At 59.6% G+C, this 22069-nt stretch carries 22 protein-coding genes and 5 tRNA genes; 9 read left to right on the top strand and 18 right to left on the bottom strand.

Annotated features, from left to right (window positions below):
• Positions 1-18: 18 nt before the first annotated feature.
• The 10 genes from ACU680_RS17325 to gltX all read right to left on the bottom strand — a co-directional run bounded on the left by ACU680_RS17325 (position 19) and on the right by gltX (position 6036).
• Positions 19-462: an Hsp20 family protein gene (locus ACU680_RS17325; RefSeq protein ID WP_007969230.1), complete on the bottom strand. Its 444-nt coding sequence runs from the start codon at positions 460-462 to the stop codon at positions 19-21.
• A gap of 121 nt (positions 463-583) precedes the next feature.
• Positions 584-1543, bottom strand: coding sequence for a tRNA dihydrouridine synthase (locus tag ACU680_RS17320; RefSeq protein ID WP_448180071.1), 960 nt, complete (start codon positions 1541-1543; stop codon positions 584-586).
• Between the two features lie 168 nt (positions 1544-1711).
• Positions 1712-2149, bottom strand: coding sequence for an acyl-CoA thioesterase (locus ACU680_RS17315; protein WP_097088660.1), 438 nt, complete (start codon positions 2147-2149; stop codon positions 1712-1714).
• 46 nt (positions 2150-2195) lie between these two features.
• Positions 2196-3029 (bottom strand): alpha/beta fold hydrolase, encoded by an 834-nt coding sequence (locus tag ACU680_RS17310; protein WP_448180070.1) that lies wholly within the window; start codon positions 3027-3029, stop codon positions 2196-2198.
• A 30-nt stretch (positions 3030-3059) separates the two neighbouring features.
• A complete protein-coding gene (locus tag ACU680_RS17305; RefSeq protein ID WP_400761439.1) occupies positions 3060-3599 on the bottom strand; it encodes a TetR/AcrR family transcriptional regulator in 540 nt (179 codons plus the stop codon).
• A 180-nt stretch (positions 3600-3779) separates the two neighbouring features.
• Positions 3780-3855: transfer RNA gene (locus tag ACU680_RS17300), tRNA-Glu, on the bottom strand.
• An 81-nt stretch (positions 3856-3936) separates the two neighbouring features.
• Positions 3937-4012 (bottom strand) — tRNA-Ala (locus ACU680_RS17295).
• 53 nt (positions 4013-4065) lie between these two features.
• Positions 4066-4141 (bottom strand) — tRNA-Glu (locus ACU680_RS17290).
• 79 nt (positions 4142-4220) lie between these two features.
• Positions 4221-4296: transfer RNA gene (locus tag ACU680_RS17285), tRNA-Ala, on the bottom strand.
• 258 nt (positions 4297-4554) lie between these two features.
• Positions 4555-6036: a glutamate--tRNA ligase gene (gltX, locus tag ACU680_RS17280; RefSeq protein WP_003226448.1), complete on the bottom strand. Its 1482-nt coding sequence runs from the start codon at positions 6034-6036 to the stop codon at positions 4555-4557.
• A gap of 228 nt (positions 6037-6264) precedes the next feature.
• Here gltX and ACU680_RS17275 point away from each other — a divergent pair, with 228 nt between their 5' ends.
• Positions 6265-7314: an HlyD family secretion protein gene (locus ACU680_RS17275; protein WP_448180069.1), complete on the top strand. Its 1050-nt coding sequence runs from the start codon at positions 6265-6267 to the stop codon at positions 7312-7314.
• A complete protein-coding gene (locus ACU680_RS17270; RefSeq protein ID WP_491723763.1) occupies positions 7304-8854 on the top strand; it encodes an MDR family MFS transporter in 1551 nt (516 codons plus the stop codon). The genes ACU680_RS17275 and ACU680_RS17270 overlap by 11 nt, the downstream gene beginning before the upstream one ends.
• 139 nt (positions 8855-8993) lie before the next feature.
• On the opposite strand, the gene uvrB is transcribed toward ACU680_RS17270, so the two are convergent.
• Positions 8994-11009 (bottom strand): excinuclease ABC subunit UvrB, encoded by a 2016-nt coding sequence (gene uvrB, locus ACU680_RS17265; RefSeq protein WP_007969222.1) that lies wholly within the window; start codon positions 11007-11009, stop codon positions 8994-8996.
• A gap of 337 nt (positions 11010-11346) precedes the next feature.
• On the opposite strand from uvrB, the gene ACU680_RS17260 reads away from it, so the two are divergent.
• Together ACU680_RS17260 and ACU680_RS17255 are read left to right on the top strand one after the other, a co-directional pair.
• The gene (locus tag ACU680_RS17260) at positions 11347-12543 is read left to right on the top strand and encodes an amino acid aminotransferase (protein WP_367085157.1); all 1197 of its coding nucleotides are present in this window, start codon (positions 11347-11349) and stop codon (positions 12541-12543) included.
• A 225-nt stretch (positions 12544-12768) separates the two neighbouring features.
• The gene (locus tag ACU680_RS17255; protein WP_448180068.1) at positions 12769-12969 is read left to right on the top strand and encodes a hypothetical protein; all 201 of its coding nucleotides are present in this window, start codon (positions 12769-12771) and stop codon (positions 12967-12969) included.
• Here the strand turns inward: ACU680_RS17255 and ACU680_RS17250 are convergent.
• The gene (locus tag ACU680_RS17250; RefSeq protein ID WP_007969215.1) at positions 12966-13196 is read right to left on the bottom strand and encodes a hypothetical protein; all 231 of its coding nucleotides are present in this window, start codon (positions 13194-13196) and stop codon (positions 12966-12968) included. The genes ACU680_RS17255 and ACU680_RS17250 overlap by 4 nt on opposite strands.
• A 219-nt stretch (positions 13197-13415) precedes the next feature.
• On the opposite strand from ACU680_RS17250, the gene ACU680_RS17245 reads away from it, so the two are divergent.
• A tRNA-Asn gene (locus ACU680_RS17245) sits at positions 13416-13491 on the top strand.
• Positions 13492-13706: 215 nt separating this feature from the next.
• Here ACU680_RS17245 and ACU680_RS17240 read toward each other — a convergent pair.
• Positions 13707-15230 carry a nucleobase:cation symporter-2 family protein gene (locus tag ACU680_RS17240; protein ID WP_007969565.1) on the bottom strand — a complete coding sequence of 508 codons (1524 nt, stop codon included), beginning with the start codon at positions 15228-15230 and terminating at the stop codon, positions 13707-13709.
• Positions 15231-15483: 253 nt separating this feature from the next.
• Here ACU680_RS17240 and ACU680_RS17235 point away from each other — a divergent pair, with 253 nt between their 5' ends.
• A complete protein-coding gene (locus tag ACU680_RS17235) occupies positions 15484-15768 on the top strand; it encodes a BrnT family toxin (protein ID WP_448180067.1) in 285 nt (94 codons plus the stop codon).
• 3 nt (positions 15769-15771) lie between these two features.
• The gene (locus ACU680_RS17230; protein ID WP_448180066.1) at positions 15772-16104 is read left to right on the top strand and encodes a BrnA antitoxin family protein; all 333 of its coding nucleotides are present in this window, start codon (positions 15772-15774) and stop codon (positions 16102-16104) included.
• A 2-nt stretch (positions 16105-16106) separates the two neighbouring features.
• Here the strand turns inward: ACU680_RS17230 and ACU680_RS17225 are convergent, their stop codons facing one another.
• Together ACU680_RS17225 and xth are read right to left on the bottom strand one after the other, a co-directional pair.
• Positions 16107-16934: an arylamine N-acetyltransferase family protein gene (locus ACU680_RS17225; protein WP_448180065.1), complete on the bottom strand. Its 828-nt coding sequence runs from the start codon at positions 16932-16934 to the stop codon at positions 16107-16109.
• A 100-nt stretch (positions 16935-17034) separates the two neighbouring features.
• The gene (gene xth / locus ACU680_RS17220) at positions 17035-17829 is read right to left on the bottom strand and encodes an exodeoxyribonuclease III (protein WP_448180064.1); all 795 of its coding nucleotides are present in this window, start codon (positions 17827-17829) and stop codon (positions 17035-17037) included.
• 127 nt (positions 17830-17956) lie between these two features.
• Here xth and ACU680_RS17215 point away from each other — a divergent pair, with 127 nt between their 5' ends.
• Positions 17957-18541, top strand: coding sequence for a GNAT family N-acetyltransferase (locus ACU680_RS17215; protein WP_448180063.1), 585 nt, complete (start codon positions 17957-17959; stop codon positions 18539-18541).
• Positions 18542-18630: 89 nt separating this feature from the next.
• A complete protein-coding gene (locus tag ACU680_RS17210) occupies positions 18631-18936 on the top strand; it encodes a hypothetical protein (RefSeq protein ID WP_003226473.1) in 306 nt (101 codons plus the stop codon).
• Between the two features lie 76 nt (positions 18937-19012).
• Here ACU680_RS17210 and ACU680_RS17205 read toward each other — a convergent pair whose 3' ends face one another.
• The 3 genes from ACU680_RS17205 to ACU680_RS17195 all read right to left on the bottom strand — a co-directional run bounded on the left by ACU680_RS17205 (position 19013) and on the right by ACU680_RS17195 (position 22066).
• Entirely contained in the window at positions 19013-20581 is a 1569-nt protein-coding gene (locus ACU680_RS17205; RefSeq protein ID WP_448180062.1) for a sensor domain-containing diguanylate cyclase, read from the bottom strand.
• 235 nt (positions 20582-20816) lie between these two features.
• Positions 20817-21341 carry a hypothetical protein gene (locus ACU680_RS17200; RefSeq protein ID WP_448180061.1) on the bottom strand — a complete coding sequence of 175 codons (525 nt, stop codon included), beginning with the start codon at positions 21339-21341 and terminating at the stop codon, positions 20817-20819.
• Positions 21338-22066 carry an alpha/beta hydrolase gene (locus ACU680_RS17195; protein ID WP_448180060.1) on the bottom strand — a complete coding sequence of 243 codons (729 nt, stop codon included), beginning with the start codon at positions 22064-22066 and terminating at the stop codon, positions 21338-21340. The genes ACU680_RS17200 and ACU680_RS17195 overlap by 4 nt, the downstream gene beginning before the upstream one ends.
• Between the last annotated feature and the right edge of the window lie 3 nt (positions 22067-22069).

Raw genomic sequence — 22069 nt, 5'->3', positions numbered from 1 at the left:
CTTTTTTCTTGCTCGGCCTTATTGCAGAACCGGCTTCTGCGCCCCGTTGATCGGGATGCGCTTGGCTTTCGCTTCTTCCGGGATCACCCGCAACAGGTCGATGCTCAGCAGACCGTTGCTCAGATCGGCAGCCTTGATCTCGATGTGATCAGCCAGGCGGAAGGACAGCTTGAAAGCCCGCTGGGCAATGCCTTGATGCAGGAAGGTCACGCCTTCGTTGGCATCACGCTTGCCGCCACTGATGGTCAGCACACCCTTCTCGACTTGCAGCTCCAGGTCTTCTTCCTGGAAACCGGCGGCCGCTACGACGATACGGTATTGATCGTCACCGTGTTTTTCCACGTTGTAGGGTGGGTAGGTGCTGCCTGGCTCGTTGCGCAACGCGGTTTCGAACAGGTCGTTGAAACGGTCGAAACCCACCGAGGAACGGAACAGTGGTGCCAGGGAAAATGCAGTACTCATGGTTCAAATCTCCTGAAAACAATCAGCAAGTTTTTGTGTCTCCGCGACCCGAATTCGGCATCGCGTAACCCTTAGATAGGGACCGCCAAAATGATTTCAAGAGATTATCTGCAGATTTTTTTCAGGCTGCTGCGGCGACCGGCAAGCCGAGTAAACGCGAGACTTGATCCGGTTCTGTCTCGCGACGCAGCACGGTAAACAGCTCGGTGGCTTCGGGATAATTGCGCGTCAGCATCGCCAGCCATTGCTTCAAACGACCCGGCGACTGGCGTGCAGTCATCTGCGCCTTGGCTTGCAGCCAGAAGTCCTGAATCAGCGGCAGCAGCTCGGCCCAGCTCATCTCGACCACCTCTTCACCGGCGCGCGCGGCAGCGATCTGCTTCGCCAGATCGGGACGTGAGACCAGCCCCCGCCCGAGCATGATGTCTTCGACGCCGCTGATCTCGCGGCAGCGGCGCCAGTCCTCGACGCTCCAGATATCACCGTTGGCGAACACCGGCACCTTGACCACGTCCTGCACCCGCGGAATCCACTCCCAATGCGCCGGCGGCTTGTAGCCATCAACCTTGGTCCGGGCATGCACCACGATGTGCTCGGCACCGCCCTCGGCCAGCGCGGTGGCGCACACAAGCGAGCCGTCCGGGCTGTCGAAACCCAGGCGCATCTTCGCGGTGACCGGGATGTGCGCCGGCACCGCGCGACGCACGTGTTCGACGATAGAGTTGAGCAGCTCCGGCTCCTTGAGCAGCACCGCCCCGCCCCGGGATTTGTTGACGGTTTTGGCCGGGCAGCCGAAGTTCAGGTCGATGACTTGCGAGCCGAGCTCGCAGGCCAGCGCGGCGTTTTCCGCCAGGCACACCGGATCGGAACCCAGCAATTGCACGCGCAGCGGCACGCCAGAACGGGTGCGGGCGCCGTTCAGCAGCTCGGGGCCGAACTTGTGGAAGTAGGCCGGGGTGAGCAACTGATCGTTGATCCGGATGAACTCGGTCACGCACCAGTCGATGCCGCCAACGCGGGTCAGCACGTCGCGCAGGATGTCGTCGACCAACCCCTCCATGGGCGCCAGGGCAATTTGCATGGGGAAAACACTACTCAGGAAGAAAAAACGTGCGGCAGTTTACTGGATTAAGCCGGTTAAACCCACGACCACCTGTAGGAGCTGCCGCAGGCTGCGATCTTTTGATTGTGATCTTTAAAAATCAAAGTCAAAAGATCGCAGCCTGCGGCAGCTCCTACAGGGATCGGGTCAGGCCAGGGACAGGATCGCCGGGCCGTAACCCTCGATGAACTCCGCCGGCATGCGCTTGGGCTTGCCGCTGGACAGTTCGATGCAGACGAAGGTGGTCTGGGCACGCAGCAGGGTGGCGTTGTCGCTCGGGCGGATCAGTTGGAAGTGCCGGGTCATTTTCAGGCGCTGGTCCCAATCGACGATCCAGGTCGCCAGTTGCAGCTCATCACCTTCGTAGGCCGCCGCCAGATAATCGATTTCGTGACGCACCACGGCCATCGCCCGATCCAGACGCCGGTACTCGACCAGATCCAGTCCCAGACGCTGCGAGTGGCGCCAGGCGCAGCGTTCGAGCCAGGTCACGTACACCGCGTTGTTCGCGTGGCCCAGCCCGTCGATGTCCTCGGCGCCTACTTGCAGATCAATGGTGAACGGCGTTGCCCGATCCCAGCCCATGCCCCACTCCCGGTCAGATTATTCAACCGGGGCAGTGTAACGGATGTCAGGCCGATTGCCGCGCCTGAAGGCTGCGCCCCGCCAACAGTGATAACACGCCATCAACCACCCGAGGGTCGGCCAGCACGCGCTGGTGGCCGCCGCTTTCCAGGCGCAGCAGACGGCTGTCGAACCATGACTCGTGAATCAATTGCGATTCCTTGACCGAGACGAAGGTATCGTCCTCGGCATGCACGATCAGGCCCGGCATATCCAGCTGATAGTGCGCGACATCAAGGGTCGCGGCGCGCATGCCGACGTCCTGCTCGACCTGGCGGATGAACGCCGAGCGCGCCCGCGGTGGCATGCCGACATAGCGGGCAAAACCGCGCAGTACGCCGAGAATTCGTGCAGGGGCTGCAATGCTGACCAGGGTTTCGGTGCGCAGGCCCAGTTGCACCGCGAGCATGGCACTGGCGCCGCCCATGGAGTGGCCGATGACGGCTTGAAGAGGAGGCAATTCGGCGGCCGCTTCGAGCATGGCGCGGGCGAACAGTACGACGTTGGCTTCACGCCCCGGCGAACGACCATGGGCCGGACCATCGAGGGCTACGACGGTGTAACCGGCCTCGACCAGCGCCGTGATCAACGCCGCAAACTGCGTGGGTCGGCCTTCCCAGCCGTGCATGAGCAGCACCGCAGGTCCCTGCCCCCAACGCAGCGCCGACAAGCCAAAACGCAAGGTAATCCGCTCGGAACTCGCCAGCAATGGCAACTCCCAATCTCGCAGCGGCAGCGCGCGCGGCGTCATGAACGCTGTGCGCATTTTGCTCGCTACCTGCTTTGGTGCAATCCAGCCCAAGGTGCCATTAACGCCACGAATCCACTTCAACGTGTTCATCGCTCTCTCCTCAGGCGTGTTGCCTTCAGGTCAACGCACCGCCGACTTGGCGGCGCGCAGCAATCGATCGGATAAATCGCCCGGGCCCAGCGCTCTTGCCAGCGCCAGACCACCCACCATCAACGCTACATCGGCCAACGCTTTGTCGGTGTCCTCGGGGCTGGACGCCAATTGCGCGATCATCAGCTCCAGGTGTTCGTTCAGCGCGATGCGGAAGGATTCCGGCAGACGCCCCAATTCGCCAATGGAAGCCGGAATCGGACATGCGGCGTCGCTGGAATCACGGTGTTTGCGCGACAGATAGAACGCAGCAACCAGGGCGCGACGCTCTTCACCGGTCAGCTCAGAGTCCATGTCGGCAATCAGATCGCGTCGACGACCGAGCAGTTGCTTGAACGCCTCGAGCATCATCGCGTCCTTGCTTTCGAAGTGTGCGTAAAAACCACCGACGGTAAGGCCGGCGGCGCCCATCACTTCGCCCACGCTGGGATCCGCCGGGCCACGCTGCATCAGTGCGGCGCTGGCAGCCTTGAGGATGCGTTCGCGGGTTTGAGCTTTTTTATCGTTCATCGTTGCCTCCGAATATTACGACTAGAATATTATTCGCATAATAATATTCCGCAAGTCGAGGATATGACCGCTGGTCTGAAGCACAGTGTAAGAAAAAGGAGAATTGGCCAAACGCCAGACAAACAAAAGGGCCATTCAATAATTGAATGACCCTTATAAATCCCGCAGAGCGGGTAATCGTGGCGTCCCCTAGGGGACTCGAACCCCTGTTACCGCCGTGAAAGGGCGGTGTCCTAGGCCACTAGACGAAGGGGACACAAACCCTTCTATACAGCTGATCAGCGCTGAGATCTGATCTGATCCAAGGTCGGTGTGGCCAGACCTTGAACTGTAAAATTGGTGGAGCTAAGCGGGATCGAACCGCTGACCTCCTGCATGCCATGCAGGCGCTCTCCCAGCTGAGCTATAGCCCCGGATTTTTCGCCTCGCGGCGGAGTGACATCTTGCAACATCACTTCTGTAAAACTGGCGTCCCCTAGGGGACTCGAACCCCTGTTACCGCCGTGAAAGGGCGGTGTCCTAGGCCACTAGACGAAGGGGACGCAAACCCTTCTATACAACTGATCAACGCTGAGTGTTGATCGCTTCGAAGCCGGTGTGGCCAGGCTGCGAAGTGTAAATTGGTGGAGCTAGACGGGATCGAACCGTCGACCTCTTGCATGCCATGCAAGCGCTCTCCCAGCTGAGCTATAGCCCCTCATCGTTGATGTCATCGCTGAGGACGGGGCGAATCTTAAGGGCGTATCGAAAGCCTGTCAAACTTATTTTTGAAAAATTTCAAAATTTTTTGTCGGCATAACAATCACTTACCGCCCTCCCCCCGAAAATCCGGGAGGTTTACGCACACCGCCGACCTGCAGGAGCTGGCGCAGACTGCGGTCTTTTGCCGTTGGTCTTTAGAAGCAAGAGCAAAAGATCGCAGCCTTCGGCAGCTCCTACACAAAGCTGCAAGTGCTTAGGCGATAGCGCCCAGCAGCTTTTCCCACTCTTTGTTTTCTTTCTTCGACACGCCGCCCAGCAGGTCGATCGCCTGGCGCAGACGGAAACGAGTCAGGTCCGGACCGAGGATTTCCATCGCATCGAGCACCGACACCGAACTCGCCTGCCCGGTGATCGCGGCAAACATCAATGGCATCGCATCGCGCAGCTTCAGCTCAAGGGATTCGACCACCGCCTGAATCGTCGCAGTGATGCTGTCCTTCTCCCACTGACGCAGGCTTTCCAGCTTCCACAGGATCAATTGCATCAGCTGACGCACCTGATCGCCCGACAGTTTTTTCGATTCGAACAGCTTGGCATCCGGGTTTACGCCACCGGCAAAGAAGAAGCCGCCCAGCGGTGCAACCTGGCTGAAGGTTTCAACGCGGCCCTGCACCAGCGGCGCGATCTTCATCATGTATTCGGAATTGAACGCCCACTTCTGCACCCGCGCGGCGAATTCTTCCACCGGCAGATCTCGCAACCACTGGCCGTTGAGCCACGACAGTTTCTCGATGTCGAAGATCGGCCCGCCGAGGGACACACGCTTGAGGTCGAAGTTGTCGACCATTTCCTGCAGCGAGAACTTCTCGCGCTCGTCCGGCATCGACCAGCCCATGCGACCGAGGTAGTTGAGCATCGCTTCAGGCATGAAGCCCATGCGCTCGTAGAAGGTCACCGAGGTCGGGTTCTTGCGCTTGGACAGCTTGCTCTTGTCCGGGTTACGCAGCAGCGGCATGTAGCACAGCTCCGGTTGTTCCCAGCCGAAGTATTCGTACAGCAGAATCAGTTTCGGCGCCGATGGCAGCCATTCTTCACCGCGCAGCACGTGGGTGATGCCCATCAGGTGGTCGTCGACCACGTTGGCGAGGAAGTACGTCGGCAGGCCGTCGGTCTTCATCAGCACTTGCATATCCATGCGATCCCACGGGATCTCGACATCGCCACGCAGCATGTCCGGCACCACGCAGACGCCTTCGGTCGGCACTTTCATGCGGATCACGTGCGGTTCGCCGGCGGCCAGACGAGCGGCGACCTCTTCCTTCGACAGCAACAGTGCGCGGCCGTCATAACGCGGGGTTTCGCCGCGCGCCATCTGCTCGGCGCGCATCTGATCCAGCTCTTCAGCGGTGCAGAAGCACGGGAACGCGTGGCCCATGTCGACCAGTTGCTGGCAATACTTCTGATAGATATCGCCACGCTCGCTCTGCCGGTACGGGCCGTGCGGGCCGCCGACGTCCGGGCCTTCGCTCCAGTCGATACCCAGCCAGCGCAGGGCGTCGAAGATCTGCTGTTCCGACTCGCGGGTCGAACGCAACTGATCGGTGTCTTCGATGCGCAGGATGAACTCACCGCCATGCTGCTTGGCAAAGCAGTAGTTGAACAATGCGATGTAAGCGGTACCTACGTGGGGGTCCCCGGTAGGCGATGGCGCGATGCGAGTGCGGACGGTGGTCATGGCATGTCTCGAAAAGAATGAAAAGCAAAACAATCAAGCGGCGAATGGTAACAGGCGACACCCGCCCCGCTCCAGCGGGCAGGGCATTTAAGCCAAGTTTGCGGCTGGAACGCCCATAGACCGTGGTGGCGGGCCGAATATCAGCCATTGGCATTTACCGTTTATCGGCGGTATGCCAGATTCAGCCGCAGATAACTTTCCTTACAATTCCTCGACTACAGTTTGCCCATGCCTGCCCAACTCAAGCGTCGCCTGTTTATTTTCCTGCTCCTGGTTCTGTTGATTGCCGGGGGCTTCTTCGCCCACTGGTTTTTCAAGGGGCGCTTTTATGAAAGCACCGATAACGCCTATGTCCAGGGCGAGATCACCCGCGTCTCCAGCCAGTTGAGCGCGCGCATCGACGAAGTGCTGGTGCAGGACAACCAGCACGTGGAAAAAGGCCAGTTGCTGGTGCGCCTTGAACCCAATGATTTCCGCTTGGCCGTCGACCGCGCCAATGCCGCCCTCGCCACCCGCGAAGCCGAGCGTTTGCAGGCACAAAGCAAATTGACTCAGCAATCAAGCCTGATCGCCGCCAGCGACGCCCAAGTGGCTACCACCCAAGCCACCCTTGGCCGTTCGCAGATGGACTTGTCGCGAGCTGAAACCCTGCGCAAACCCGGTTACGTTTCCGAAGAACGGGTGACCACCCTCTCCGCCGACGCCCATATCGCCCGCTCGCAAGTGGCCAAGGCCCAAGCCGATGCACAGAGCCAGCGCCAGCAAGTCAACGCACTGACCGCCGAGATCAAACGCCTCGACGCACAGATCGCCAACGCCCGCGCCGATCTGGCGCAAGCCGAACTCAACCTGACTCGCAGCGAGGTCCACGCACCGATCAGCGGCCTGGTCGGCCAGCGTGCCGCGCGCAATGGTCAGGTAGTGCAGGCCGGCGCCTATCTGCTGTCGATCGTCCCGGACGAAGACATCTGGGTGCAGGCCAACTTCAAGGAAACCCAGATCGGCCACATGCAGCCCGGACAGAAAGCCGAGCTGACCTTCGATGCCTACAGCGACACGCCGATCGAAGCGCGGGTCGACAGCCTGTTCGCCGCCTCGGGCGCACAGTTCAGCCTGCTGCCGCCGGACAACGCCACCGGCAACTTCACCAAAGTCGTGCAGCGGATTCCGGTGAAACTCACCTTCAATGCCGACAACCCGCTGCACGGCAAGATTCGCCCAGGCATGTCGGTCACCGCCACCGTGAACATCAAAGACGCCCCAGACAATGGCCGGTGATTCGCTGATCCGCCCGGTCGGCGAACCGACCCGGCGGGACTGGATCGCGGTGATGAGCGTGATGCTCGGCGCCTTCATGGCGGTGCTCGATATCCAGATCACCAACTCTTCACTCAAGGACATTCAGGGCGCGCTGTCGGCGACGCTGGAAGAAGGCTCGTGGATTTCCACGTCGTATCTGGTCGCGGAAATCATCATGATCCCGCTGACCGCATGGCTGGTGCAGCTGCTCTCGGCGCGTCGGCTGGCGGTGTGGGTTTCCCTGGGTTTTCTGATTTCGTCCTTGCTGTGTTCGATGGCCTGGAGCCTCGAAAGCATGATCGTCTTTCGCGCCATGCAGGGCTTCACCGGCGGCGCGCTGATTCCGCTGGCGTTCACCCTGACCCTGATCAAACTCCCCGAACACCACCGCGCCAAAGGTATGGCGATGTTCGCCATGACCGCGACCTTCGCCCCGTCCATCGGCCCGACCCTTGGCGGCTGGCTCACGGAAAACTGGGGCTGGGAATACATCTTCTACATCAACATTCCGCCGGGCCTGATCATGATTGCCGGGCTGATGTACGGTCTGGAAAAAAAGGAAGCGCACTGGGAACTGCTGAAAAGCACCGACTACACCGGGATTCTCACCCTCGGTGTCGGCCTCGGTTGCCTGCAGGTGTTTCTTGAAGAAGGCCATCGCAAGGACTGGCTCGAATCGAACCTGATCGTGACCTTGGGCAGCATTGCCCTGCTCAGCCTGATCACCTTCGTCATCGTGCAGATTTCCAAACCCAACCCGCTGATCAATCTCGGCATCCTGCGCAATCGCAACTTCGGTTTGTCGAGCATTTCCAGCCTCGGCATGGGCGTCGGGCTGTATGGCTCGATTTATCTGCTGCCGCTGTACCTGGCGCAGATCCAGAACTACAACGCCCTGCAGATCGGCGAAGTGATCATGTGGATGGGCGTGCCGCAGCTGTTCCTGATTCCGCTGGTGCCGAAGCTGATGAAATTCGTCTCGCCGAAGTGGCTGTGCACCCTGGGCTTCGGGCTGTTCGGGCTGGCGAGTTTTTCGTCGGGGGTGCTCAACCCGGATTTCGCCGGGCCGCAGTTCAATCAGATCCAGATCATCCGGGCGCTGGGTCAGCCGCTGATCATGGTGACCATTTCGCTGATCGCCACCGCATACATCCTGCCGCAGGACGCGGGGTCGGCGTCGAGCCTGTTCAACATCCTGCGCAACCTCGGCGGCGCGATCGGCATCGCCCTGCTCGCCACGCTATTGGATGCTCGGACCAAGACTTACTTCGATTATTTGCGTGAAGCGGTGGTGCCGACCAATCCGCAGGTAGCCGAGCGGCTGGCGTCGATGACCGACCGCTTTGGCAGTGACACGGCGGCACTCGGCAAGTTGAGTGAGATCGTGCATCAGCAGGCGCTGATCATGGCCTACAACGATGCGTTTCATTTTGTCGGGATTGCACTGGGGGTCAGCATGCTGGCGATCTTGTTGACCAAAAAATTGCCTCAAGGGCTGAAGGCTGGGGAGTCTCACTGATTTTTGTGGTGTCTGTACCGGCCCCATCGCTGGCAAGCCAGCTCCCACAGGTTTCTATGGTGCTCACAAATTTTGTGTACGCCATCAATCTCTGTGGGAGCTGGCTTGCCAGCGATGGGGCCCGGCCGGGCGATAAAAATCAAACCGCCAAAAGCCGCTCACGCAACTTGGCAATCTCATCGCGCATCTGCGCCGCCGCTTCGAACTCCAGATCCCGCGCCAGCTGATACATCTTCTCTTCCAGCGCCCGGATTCGTTTGGTGATTTCGCTTGGCGAACGCAGTTCGGCTTCGTACTTGGCGTTCTCTTCGGCAGCCTTGGCCATGCCCTTACGCTTCTTGCTGCGCGAACCGGGCACGGTGGCGCCTTCCATGATGTCGGCGACGTCCTTGAACACGCCTTTCGGGGTGATGCCGTTTTCCAGGTTGAAGGCGATCTGCTTGTCGCGACGACGCTCGGTCTCGCCAATCGCCCGTTCCATCGAGCCGGTGATGCGGTCGGCGTAGAGAATCGCCCGGCCATTGAGGTTCCGCGCGGCCCGGCCGATGGTCTGGATCAGCGAGCGCTCGGAACGCAGAAAGCCTTCCTTGTCCGCGTCGAGAATCGCCACCAGCGACACTTCCGGCATGTCCAGACCTTCACGCAGCAGGTTGATCCCCACCAGCACATCGAAGGTGCCCAGACGCAGGTCGCGGATGATCTCGACCCGTTCGACGGTGTCGATGTCCGAGTGCAAGTAACGCACGCGCACGCCGTGGTCGGCGAGGTAATCGGTGAGGTCTTCGGCCATGCGCTTGGTCAGCGTGGTGACCAGCACCCGCTCCTCGACCGCCACGCGCTTGGTGATTTCCGAGAGCAAGTCGTCAACCTGGGTCAGCGCCGGACGCACCTCGACTTGCGGGTCGACCAGACCGGTCGGACGCACCACTTGCTCGACCACGCGCCCGGCATGCTCGGCCTCGTAGTTGCCCGGCGTCGCCGAGACGAAAATGGTCTGCGGGCTGACCCCTTCCCACTCGTCAAAGCGCATCGGCCGGTTGTCCAGCGCCGACGGCAGGCGGAAGCCGTATTCGACCAGGGTTTCTTTACGCGAACGGTCGCCCTTATACATCGCGCCGACTTGCGGCACGCTGACGTGGGATTCGTCGATCACCAGCAAGGCGTCGGCTGGCAGATAGTCATACAGCGTCGGCGGCGCGGCACCGGCCGGACGTCCGGACAGGTAGCGCGAGTAGTTTTCGATCCCGTTGCAATAACCCAGTTCGAGGATCATCTCCAGGTCGAAACGGGTGCGCTGCTCCAGGCGCTGGGCTTCCACCAGTTTGTTATTGCTGCGCAGGTATTCGAGGCGCTCCTGCAATTCGACTTTGATGTGTTCGATCGCGTCGAGCAGGGTCTCGCGCGGTGTCACGTAGTGGCTCTTCGGGTAGAAGGTGAAGCGCGGCATTTTGCGGATGACTTCGCCGGTCAGCGGGTCGAACGCGGAAATGCTTTCGACTTCGTCATCGAACAGCTCAATGCGGATCGCTTCCAGATCGGATTCCGCCGGATAGATGTCGATCACATCGCCGCGTACCCGGAAGGTCGCGCGGGCAAAATCCATGTCGTTGCGGGTGTACTGCAGGTCGGCCAGACGCCGCAGCAAGGCGCGCTGATCGAGTTTGTCGCCGCGATCGACGTGCAGCACCATCTTCAAATAGGTTTCCGGGCTACCGAGACCGTAGATGCACGACACCGTGGTGACGATGATCGCGTCCTTGCGTTCGAGCAACGCTTTGGTCGCGGACAGGCGCATCTGCTCGATGTGATCGTTGATCGACGCGTCCTTCTCGATGAAGGTGTCGGACGACGGCACATAGGCTTCGGGCTGGTAGTAGTCGTAATAGGAAACGAAATACTCGACCGCGTTGTTCGGGAAGAACGCCTTGAACTCGCCATACAGTTGCGCGGCGAGGGTCTTGTTCGGCGCCAGCACCAGCGTCGGGCGCTGTACCTGCGAGATGACATTGGCGATGCTGAAGGTCTTGCCCGAGCCGGTCACACCGAGCAGCGTCTGGTGCGCCAGCCCGGCTTCGATGCCCTCGACCAATTGGCGGATCGCTTCTGGCTGATCGCCGGCGGGCTCGAAGCGGGTGACTAGCTGGAATTCGGACATACACACCTCTGGGATCGCGGCTCGCGCAGAAAACAGCCGAGCCGCGGGGATGACCGCAAACGACCGTTGTCGCCCAAGGAAAAACGAAGATTGTGCTCAATGTGGAGCCGATTGCCTCGCCTTTCAAGGCAAACGTCCTACATCCGGTAAAGTCTCTGACAGAGTCAATCGACTAACGGTCAAGAAATAATCGGAAAAACTTGCTTGAAAAGCTGAATCGCCTGTCGCCATTGCTCGGTGATGGCCTCTATACTAGCTCCCCGTTTGTGCACCGCTCTAGTGCATTCGGCTGGAGCGCGACACGTCCCTCCACTCTCCATTCAGAGCCGCCGTAATAATGAGCCTGTTCTCCGCTGTCGAAATGGCACCCCGCGATCCAATCCTGGGCCTCAACGAAGCATTCAACGCCGATACCCGGACCACCAAGGTCAACCTGGGTGTAGGTGTTTACTGCAACGAAGAGGGGCGAATTCCCCTGCTGCGCGCGGTGATCGAAGCCGAAACCATTCGCGCTGCTCAGCACGCTTCCCGTGGCTACCTGCCGATCGACGGCATCGCGGCCTACGACCAGGCGGTGCAAAAGCTGCTGTTCGGTAACGACTCGCCGCTGATCGCTGCCGGTCGCATCGTCACCACTCAGGCCGTCGGCGGTACCGGCGCACTGAAAATCGGTGCCGACTTCCTCAAGCAACTGCTGCCGAACGCCGTCGTGGCGATCAGCGACCCGAGCTGGGAAAACCACCGCGCGCTGTTCGAAACCGCCGGTTTCCCGGTGCAGAACTACCGTTACTACGACGCCGCCACCCACGACGTGAACCGTGCCGGCATGCTCGACGACCTCAACGCTCTGCCGAACGGCTCGATCGTTGTGCTGCACGCCTGCTGCCACAACCCGACCGGCGTCGACCTGACCCCGGCCGATTGGAAAAACGTGCTGGACGTGGTCAAGGCCAAAGGTCACGTGCCGTTCCTCGACATGGCTTACCAGGGTTTCGGCGACGGCATCGACGAAGACGCCGCAGCCGTGCGTCTGTTCGCTGAATCGGGCCTGACTTTCTTCGTTTCGAGTTCGTTCTCCAAGTCGTTCTCGCTGTACGGCGAGCGCGTGGGCGCCCTGTCGATCGTCAGCGAATCGAAAGAAGAAAGTGCGCGCGTGCTGTCGCAGGTCAAGCGTGTGATCCGCACCAACTACTCCAACCCGCCGACTCACGGTGCAAGCATCGTCGCCGCTGTCCTGAACAGCCCGGAACTGCGCGCCCAGTGGGAAGCGGAACTGGCAGAAATGCGCCTGCGCATTCGCGGCATGCGCGAGCAGATGGTGGACCTGCTGGCCGAAAAAGCCCCGCAGCGTGACTTCAGCTTCGTCGGTCGTCAGCGCGGCATGTTCTCCTACTCCGGCCTGACCACCGAACAGGTGCACCGCCTGCGCAACGAGTTCGGCATTTACGCCCTGGACACCGGCCGCATCTGCGTGGCTGCGCTGAACCAGAGCAACATCAAAGCGGTAACGGATGCGATCGTTCAGGTCATCTGATTTCGCCTGGCAATGAAAAACGGGAAGCCTTGGGGCTTCCCGTTTTTTATTTGTCCCGGAATGATGTCCACACCCTCTAGACTGCACACAAATCAACCTGTAGGAGTGAGCCTGCTCGCGATAGCGGTGGGTCAAGCAATGATGCTTCGGCTGACAAGACGCTATCGCGAGCAGGCGAAGGCCTACAGAGTTTTGTGTTTATCCAAGAATTCTGTGAGAACCCAAATGAAAAACGACAACCTGCGCGCCGACCATGACGACCTGGATGATTTCATTCCGCGCACTACGGCAAAACGCGAAAAAAACCTGGTGCTGCAAGTCGCCGCCGGGGTGTTTCTCGGCGGTCTCGCCCTGTGGCTGGTGCAACTGGCGGCCACCGCAGCGTACGCCAAATTGCTGCTCGGAACGATTACCTTCGGCAGTTAAGCCAGTTCGCTCGCGCGCTGACTCGCGGCATCGTCATAGGCGACGTAGAGCGATTCGGCGATCTGGCTTTTGATCGCCTTGGTGCTTTCCAGGCCGAGCACGAAACCTTCGGCTTTACCGCCAGCGCGATTGAGTTCCTCAGCCGTGCCGGCCTGAGTGATTGCGTCGAAGAGTTTCTCGGCGTGGGGTCCAACGCCCTTGGGCAGACTGATTTGCGCGATGCTCATGCGAGCACCTCGTTGTTGCGGATTGCAGGCTTCATGGCGCGTACCTTTTCGGCGAATGGCCGGCAGCGCGTGTGACCACTTCCGGGCAGCCATGGTAGACCTGTGGGGCGGTTCTGGTAATCGCCAATCACTGACAAATCACCGTCCGTCCTGCTGACAGCAGAAACTTTACACCCGACGCTTGACTTCTCTTTTTGAATCAGTAACATACGCACCAATTCCGCAATAGCTCAGTTGGTAGAGCAAATGACTGTTAATCATTGGGTCCCTGGTTCGAGTCCAGGTTGTGGAGCCAAATAGCAAAGCCCCTGAATTGAAAGATTCAGGGGCTTTTTTGTGGGCGTTCGAAAAGTCAAAAGATCAAAAGATCAAAAGATCAAAGGATCGCAGCCTTCGGCAGCTCCTACATTTGGAATGCGTTCCCCTGTAGGAGCTGCCGAAGGCTGCGATCTTTTGATCTTCAAATAAAAAGGCCGAACTGTAGTTCGGCCTTTTTCATCCAGTCAGCGATCAGACGTGCTCGCTGCTCTTCACCTGGGGCTTCGGCGCGCCGTGCCCATGATCGTGCTCATCAGGCTCGATCACCGGCACTTCCTTGCCATCGCAATCATGCAGCTTGCCGTCACTGAAGTAATCGCCTTCACGCAGCGCCGCCAGATCGCGATAACGCAGGGTGCGCTCTTCTGCAGCGGCAAACACCGACTGCTGGTCCGAGTTGCCGGCAGTGAAGTGGTTGAAGGTCAGGTTCAGCACAATCGCCATGATCGCCGACGAGCTGATGCCCGAGTGGAAAATGGTCGCGAACCAGCTCGGGAAATGATCGTAGAAGTTCGGCGCGGCAATCGGGATCATGCCGAAGCCGATCGAGGTTGCAACGATGATCAGGTTGACGTTATTGCGGTAATCGACCTTCGACAGCGTGCGAATCCCGCTCGCCGCCACCGTACCGAACAGCACGATACCGGCGCCGCCCAGCACCGAGGTCGGCACCGCAGCGATCACCCGGCCCATGAATGGCAGCAAGCCGAGAATCACCAGGAAGATACCGCCGGTGGCCACCACATAACGGCTCTTGATCCCGGTCACCGCCACCAGCCCGACGTTCTGCGCGAAGGCGCTCTGGGTGAACGAACCGAAGATCGGCGCAAACATGCTCGACAGCATGTCAGCGCGCAGACCGTTGCCCAGACGTTTGGAATCGACTTTGGTGCCGATGATCTCACCGACCGCCAGAATGTCCGCCGAGGTTTCCACCAACGTCACCATGACCACGATGCACATCGACAGAATCGCGGCGAAGTGGAAGGTCGGCATGCCGAAGTGGAACGGCGTCGGGAAGCCGAACATCGGCCCTTGAGCGACACCAGAGAAATCGGCCATGCCGAGGAACACCGCCAGAATCGTGCCGATCACCATGGCCAACAGGATCGACAGGCGCGAGATGGTCGAGCTGCCGACCTTGCTCAGCAGCAGCACCAGCACCAGCGTCACCGCCGCCAGACCGATGTTCTGCATGCTGCCGAAGTCCGGCGCGTGGCTGTTGCCGCCCATGGCCCAGCGCGCGGCCACTGGCATCAGCGTCAGGCCGATGGTGGTGATCACGATGCCGGTCACCAGCGGCGGGAAGAACTTGGTGATTCGCGAGAACACTGGAGTGATCAGCAAGCCGATCAACGACGCGGCAATCACCGCGCCGAGCACCGACTGGAAGCCGCCCTCCCCGCCACTGCTGACGATCGCGACCATGGTCGCCACACCCGAGAACGACACGCCCTGCACCAGCGGCAACTGACAGCCAAAAAACGGTAGACCCAGGGTTTGCAGCAGTGTCGCCAGCCCCCCCGCAAACAATGAAGCAGCAATCAACAAACCAATGTCCGCCGGCGACAGCCCGGCCGCCTGGCCGATGATCAGTGGCACCGCAACGATACCGCCGTACATGGTCAGAACATGTTGCAGGCCGTAAGCCATATTCGCGCCGACCCCGAGATTTTCGTCCTCGGGCCGTTGGTGTGAAACATGGGGCGTTTTCATGTGGGGGGTTCCCTGGTTTTTGTTATGCGCACACTGTATTCAATACTCGGGACAAATGTCCATAGAGTTGTATACAACTTGTCAGTCACATAATGGATAGGTAGCCACCCAAGCTTCTATCTCGCCACCTCCATCTCCCACAAATCCGGCAACACATCCCCTCCTGTCCCCGGTTTTTATCGCACTAGGCTGAAGTATTCATGGCGACCAGCGGTGCACCGGCGCTCTTTTTTATACATATAAAGTATGCATAATGAAGTCATTCGAAATTCAGTACGACAAAAGCAAGAACGCGGCCAACAAACTCAAGCACAGAGGCGTCAGCCTTGCCGAGACCGAGCCGGTCTTTCACGACGAGCGCGCGCTGACGATCGAGGACAACGACCATGACGAACAGCGCTGGATCACTCTCGGTCTCGACGGCAAAGGGCGTTTGCTGGTGGTTGCGTACAGTTATCGCGGGGCCAATGTCGTACGAATCATTTCTGCGCGTGTCGCTACACCGAGCGAGCGTTGCGCTTACTTTCTGGAGACTTGAACGATGAAAGATCAATACGATTTCTCGCAGGGCACGCGCGGCGCATTGGCGCCCGCCAAGGGCAAGACCCGCATCACCATCATGCTCGACGACGCCGTGATCGAGGCCGCGCGCAATGTCGCGGAAAACGAGGGCTTCGGTTATCAGACGGTGATCAACAACACCCTGCGCCATACTCTGCTGGAGGCTGGCAGTAAAACGCGGGAGGTAGAGGCGCCCCACGCGGGGCTATTCAAGCAAGGCATCACCGCCGCCGACCTCAAGAGCCTGGAAAAAAAGCTCTCGGCGGCGGCCGGGGAAATCCGCCGGGTACTGGAGCCGGAGGCCAAGCCCTGAGATCAGGCCGGTACGAGCATCCGCCCCAGCGACTCTCGCACATGCGGCTGGTCAGGCAGACGCAAGCCGAACTCCTGCTCCAGCACCTCGATCAACTCATCGACATCCGCTACCTCGCGGCGCTCGCTGTCGGCGCCCATGTGATGAATCGCGAAGCTGCCGTTGTTCAGGGTCCGACGCCAGCCATCGCCAGTGCGCGCAATCATCAGCCGTTTGGCGAACGGGGACTCGGGATGGGTCGAGACGTACCAGTTGCCGAGGGTGTAATCGATGTCTTCCTGGCGTTGCAGATCAAACAGGTACATCGCACGCCACTCGCCTGCGACATTGGCGCGCAGCATGTAGCCATCGGCCTGTTTTTCGATGCGATAGGACTCGTGCGGCGTCGGCTGTTCAGCCTCGCTATCGAGCAGCAGCGGCGCAGTCGGCACCATGCCGCCAAAGCCGACATCGGTGATATAGCGCTCGCCGTCGATGATCACCAGGCTCAAGCGATGGGTACGCGCCGTCCAGGTTCCCTCGGGTTGCGCCAATACCACGCGTCCGGAGATGCCACGGGCCTCGAAGCCCAATTCCTGCAGCAACGCCAGAAACAGATTGTTCAGTTCGTAGCAGTAACCACCCCGGCCACCGTGGAGAACCTTTTGTTCGACCGAGGCCAGATCGATCAGCACCGGCGCGCCAGTGATCGTCGACAGGTTCTCGAAGGGAAAGACGCCGGTGTGGCGCAACTGCAACTGCCGCAGGGTTGTCAGTGTGGGGGGCGGAGGGATGTCGAACCCCAGGTGTTGCAGGTACAACGTCGGATTCGCCAGACGTGGCTCGCTCATTGCTCAGTCCTTTTGCATGTGGCCGCGGATCGTTGCGCCGCTGGCCGACATGTATACGGGATCGATCCCCGACTCCGACAATTGATTTCGCCAATCAGCGCTACCGACGCTTGCGCGAACCGATACGAATCCAGGTCGGCGCATGGTCGCTGGCGTGCGGTTCGTTGCGCACCCAGGCGTCGACGCCGGCCTCGTGCAGATACGGGCTGAGTGCCGGATTGAGCAGCAGATGATCGATGCGCAGACCAGAGTTGGTTTGCCAATGCTGGCGAAAGTAATCCCAGAAGGTGTAGAGGCGATCATCGGGATACAGATAGCGCAGCGAATCGGTCCAGCCCTGATCCAGCAGCCGTTGATAACACTCGCGGCTCTCGGGTTGCAGCAGCGCATCCTTGAGCCAGGAGCGGGTGTTGTAGATGTCCATGTCGGTGGGCACCACGTTGTAATCGCCGGCGAGCACCACCGGATGATCGCTGCCTTGCAAATCCTTGGCGTAGCGGATCAGGCGTTCGAACCAGGCCAGTTTGTAGTCGAACTTCGGCCCCGGCTGCGGATTGCCATTGGGCAGGTACAGACAGCCGACCAACACCCCATGCACCGCCGCCTCCAGATAACGGCTGTGCTTGTCGTCCGGATCACCCGGCAGACCGCGACGGCTCTCCAGCGGTTGCGCATCGCGGGCGAGAATCGCCACGCCGTTCCATGACGCCTGCCCGTGCCAGATCGCGCCGTACCCCGCTGCCTCCAGTTCGGCGGCGGGGAATGCACTGTCGACCGACTTGAGTTCCTGCAGACAAGCGATGTCCGGTTGCTCGCGCTTGAGCCACGCCAGCAGGTTCGGCAAGCGCGCGCGCAGGCCGTTGACGTTGAACGTGGCGATCCGCAGGTTTTTCATCGTTCAGGCTCCGGCGAACAAGGTGTGAAAATTGTGACCCTGTGCTGACGGCGGTGGTTGCATCGGATCAACCGGCTGCGGCGTAATAGGCGCTCGTAATCCGCCCGATCTGCCGAGACCTGATCCCATGCTTACCACGCTGCAAGGCCCGCGCATTCTCCTGCGTCCGCTTCAGTACAGCGACGCCGACGCCCTGCTCCACGCTGCCGCCGACGGTGAACTGTGGGACCTCACCGTCACCGTAGTGCCTTCGGCGAGCACCATCGACAGCTATCTGAAAAAAGCCCTCGACGGCCGCGACGCCGGCACGGTCATGCCGTTTGCGATCGTGTTGAAGGATAGCGGCGAAGTGATCGGCTCGACCCGGTTCTGGAAGATTGATCCGCTCAATCGCAAGCTGGAAATTGGCAGCAGCTGGATTTCGGCGCGCTGGCAGAAATCCTTCGTCAACACTGAAGCCAAATACCTGATGTTGCGCCACGCCTTCGAGGTGCTCGATTGCGTGCGAGTGCAGTTCACCACCGACGAGAACAACCAAAAGTCGCGCAACGCGATTCTGCGCCTCGGTGCGCAACAGGAAGGCATCGTGCGCCACGAGCGGATCATGCCGGACGGCCGCAAACGTAACTCGGTGCGTTTCAGCATCATCGATGACGAGTGGCCACAGGTGCGTCAGGTGCTGGAGCAGAAACTGGCGGACGACCGACACTGAGGCTGAACAACCGCTCGTCAGCCAATCGGCACCAACGGGCAAAAGTGCCAGACCAAAGTCAGGTAACCGACCCCTTCTGGAGACGTACCATGACTACACGCACACTCACCTCGTTGTTGCTCGCCGGCCTGCTCGCCGCCACCTCGGCTGCCAGCTTCGCGGCGAACGACAGTTCCGGCACATCGAGTACCAACCCCGACGTCAACAAAAGTACGCCCAAGCCACCGGACAACACCCCGGGTGCACCTGCCGGGAGTAACGGCGCTGGTAGCCCTGGTTCGGGCAATGGCACTGGCACCAACGGCGGCGCCATGGGTTCGGGCTCGGGGGCTGGCGGCGGTACAGGCGCGGCCGGTGGCGGAACCGGCGGTGCGGGCGGTGGCTCGGGCAGCTGAACGAACCGGCGTTACGGTTGGTGATAAGCCTGTGTGAGGGAGCCTGCTCCCTCACCCTTGTTAAAGCATCGAAACTTCAGCGATCCGAACGCATCAAATCGGCAACCCCCGCCTCCAGCGACAACACCGCCGCGCGATTGCGTCCGGCATTTTTCGCCTGGTAAAGCGCCGCATCGGCACGCTGGATAAACACTTCCAGACTGTCATTGCCGCTGGGGATGAACGAATAGCAGCCCAGACTCACCGTCAGATAACCGGTAGGCGAGCCACTGTGGGTGATGCGTTTATCCATCACGCTGCGGCGGATCTGCCCGGCGATCGCCAGTACGCCATTTATGTCGGTGTCCGGCAGCAACACCGCAAACTCCTCGCCACCGTAACGCACCGCCAGGTCAGCCTTGCGCTGGCAGCAATTTTTCAACACCTGCGCCACCTGCGTCAGGCAATGGTCGCCCGCCACATGGCCGTAGGCATCGTTGTAGCGTTTGAAGAAATCGATATCGAGCATGATCAGGCCGACCGGACTCGACTGTCGGGCACCGCGGGCAAACTCAATCTCCAGCGAACGCTCGAACAGGCGCCGATTCGCCAGCCCCGTCAGGCTGTCGTGGGTCGCAATCTGCTCCAGTGCGCGCTGTGCCTTGCGCAAGTTTTTCTCGATACGCTCGCCATCACGCACCTGATGAATGAATACCCAACCGAACAGGCCGACGCCAAGAATTACCAGCGCCACAATCACGCTGGACTGAAAGGCCCGCTCGTACCAACCCTTGAGAATCGTGTCGCGCGACGACGCCGCCGCGACCACCAGCGGATACGAGCCCAACTGACGGTAGCCATACAAGCGCACCACGCCATCGACCACCGACTTGATCATCGCGGTACCGGCTGGAGCCTCGGGCAGCAGCTTCTGATAAATCCTGCCTTGCGCCAGTGACGAGCCGATCAGGCCTTCGTCGAACGGTCGCCGCGCCAGCAACGTGCCGTCCTTGAGTCCGAGAAACATGATGCCGTTGTCATCAAGGCTGAAGCTTTTGAAGAACCGGTCGAAGTACGCCATCTTGATCCCGGCCATCAGCACGCCCTGGAAATTGCCGGCACGGTCGTTGATGCGTTTCGAGATCGGGATGATCCACTCGCCATTTTCGCGGCTGCGAATCGCCGGGCCGATGTGCGCCACAGTGGAAACGTTCTGCTGGTGAAACTTGAAGTATTCGCGGTCAGCCACACCATTGCCACGGGGCAGATCGGTGAACGAGGTGATCACCCACTGGCCCTCGCGATCGAACAGGAACATGCCGTGCAACTGCTCCAGTTGCTGCACCCGACGTGCAAAAGTTTTTTGCAGACGAGGTCGCTGCGCGGCACCGTAACCATCGTCCTCGACCCAATCCACCAGGCTGGTGAGCACCAGATCGGCGGCCAGAAACGTGTCTTCGGCCTGCTGCGCCATGGCCCGGGTCAGGTTGGTGGACGCCATTTGCGCAGTCGCCAGATCCTGGCGCCGTGTCTGCTCCAGTTGCAGATAGAGCAAGCCGGACAGGCACAGGCACACTGCAACGATGAACAGCGCTGCCGCCTTGCGCAGCGGCAGGCGTTTAAGCGTGCCGGGAGTCTGATGCGGGTCGTGAATGGGGATTGGCAAAAACGTGTCCTGGGCAGGTACGACAGGGGCCGCAGCCCGAAACCCTTGCTTTTCGTGAGCGTAGCCCACCGGGGTGTGCACGGCAAACCCGCCGCGCCAATACACGCCCGCCCCGTTGTATCGGCGCGCGAGGGATTTGGATGACCTCCGCACGTCGATTTATTTTCAGTTGTGGTTTTAGCGTGATCGCCCTCGCGTATCTGCGCCGGGCAATCGCGCAGCGCACCGATGACGGCTAACGGGGTTTGTTGATTTCCCGCAGCAAATCCGCGACCGGCAGGCTCATGGTGTTTGAGTAGTAGGGTTTGTAGCCGTACGCGGTGACGACGACTTTGCAGGGGATTTGTTGTTTGTTCGCGAGGAGGTGATTCAGTTCTGCCACCGAGAGATTTCTTTCAGAACTCCGGTTGCTGGAAGTTTCACTCAGGAATGCGCGGGTGAGATAGGAAAACTTGGCCTTGTAGTTTTCATTTTTTTCCGAGCGTATCAAGCCGGTGGCGGAAAACTGTATGGCTTTGCCTACCGAGAAATCATGATCATCTGCCAATGCGCAATGCAGCATGCCCGAAATCATTCCGACTCGTTCTCCGCGATCAAAAAGATCCAACACATCAACGTCCGACTGATACCGGATGACGTATAGCAACGACTTTTCTCTTTCCACAGACTCGAAGCTCAGGTTTGCGGGAGGCTTTGTGTGATCCTTCGCACAACCAGAGCAAATAGCGAGCAAGCCGCAAAGGAGTAACCTGTACATCATGGAAAATCCTTCGTGATTGAGTCAAAAAGCATATCGGCTGCAGATTTGCTCCCCGCGATACGGGCAGTAAATAACCCCAATGCATTTGCATGATTAGTATCTATATTGACGTTCAATGAAGGGCCACAGGAGATAAGCCACTTTTCACCAAAATCAGCTACCCCATCTGACGAATCTCTTTTGGTTGGCATCGCTTTGATATTGATCCAGTCGGCAGCAATTGGATCAGGACGTTCGCGATAAATATCAGAACCCAACCAGACCAGGGCCCCTTCACCCACGGGATCAAGGGTAATCAGCATCTGAATCCGGTAACCCCATTGCGACATGATCTTTGTCAGATGCGCACCATTCCAACCGCCGAGGCTATGACCCACGATATAGACAGGACAGCTCTTGTAGGGAATCAGGCTCAGGACATGACGCTGAATATCCTGTTTTCCTCGGACTTCGTTGTAGCCCAGCCACTCGGACTTGTATTTACCCTCATTTGCCAAGCTTGTCGTGCGCTCATCAAAGTCTTTCCGTGCCTCTTGGATGTTTCCATAAGGCCCCGAAAAATAATAACTTTCCTTATCCCCTGCGCCGCCAATAAAAAACACAATCGCCTTGGTACTCTCCACCGGCACAGGCTTGTCACTGACATCCTTCTTGTCCGTCAGCGCATGTTCCTTGTGCAGCTTGTAATTGTTGCCTTTAGCGCACGTTACCGTTTCAGCGGCCATGCC

The sequence above is a fragment of the Pseudomonas sp. LF020 genome (genome assembly GCF_053456425.1).
Note: the sequence above shows the minus strand (reverse complement) of the source record. Positions and strands in the feature narration are given on the sequence as shown.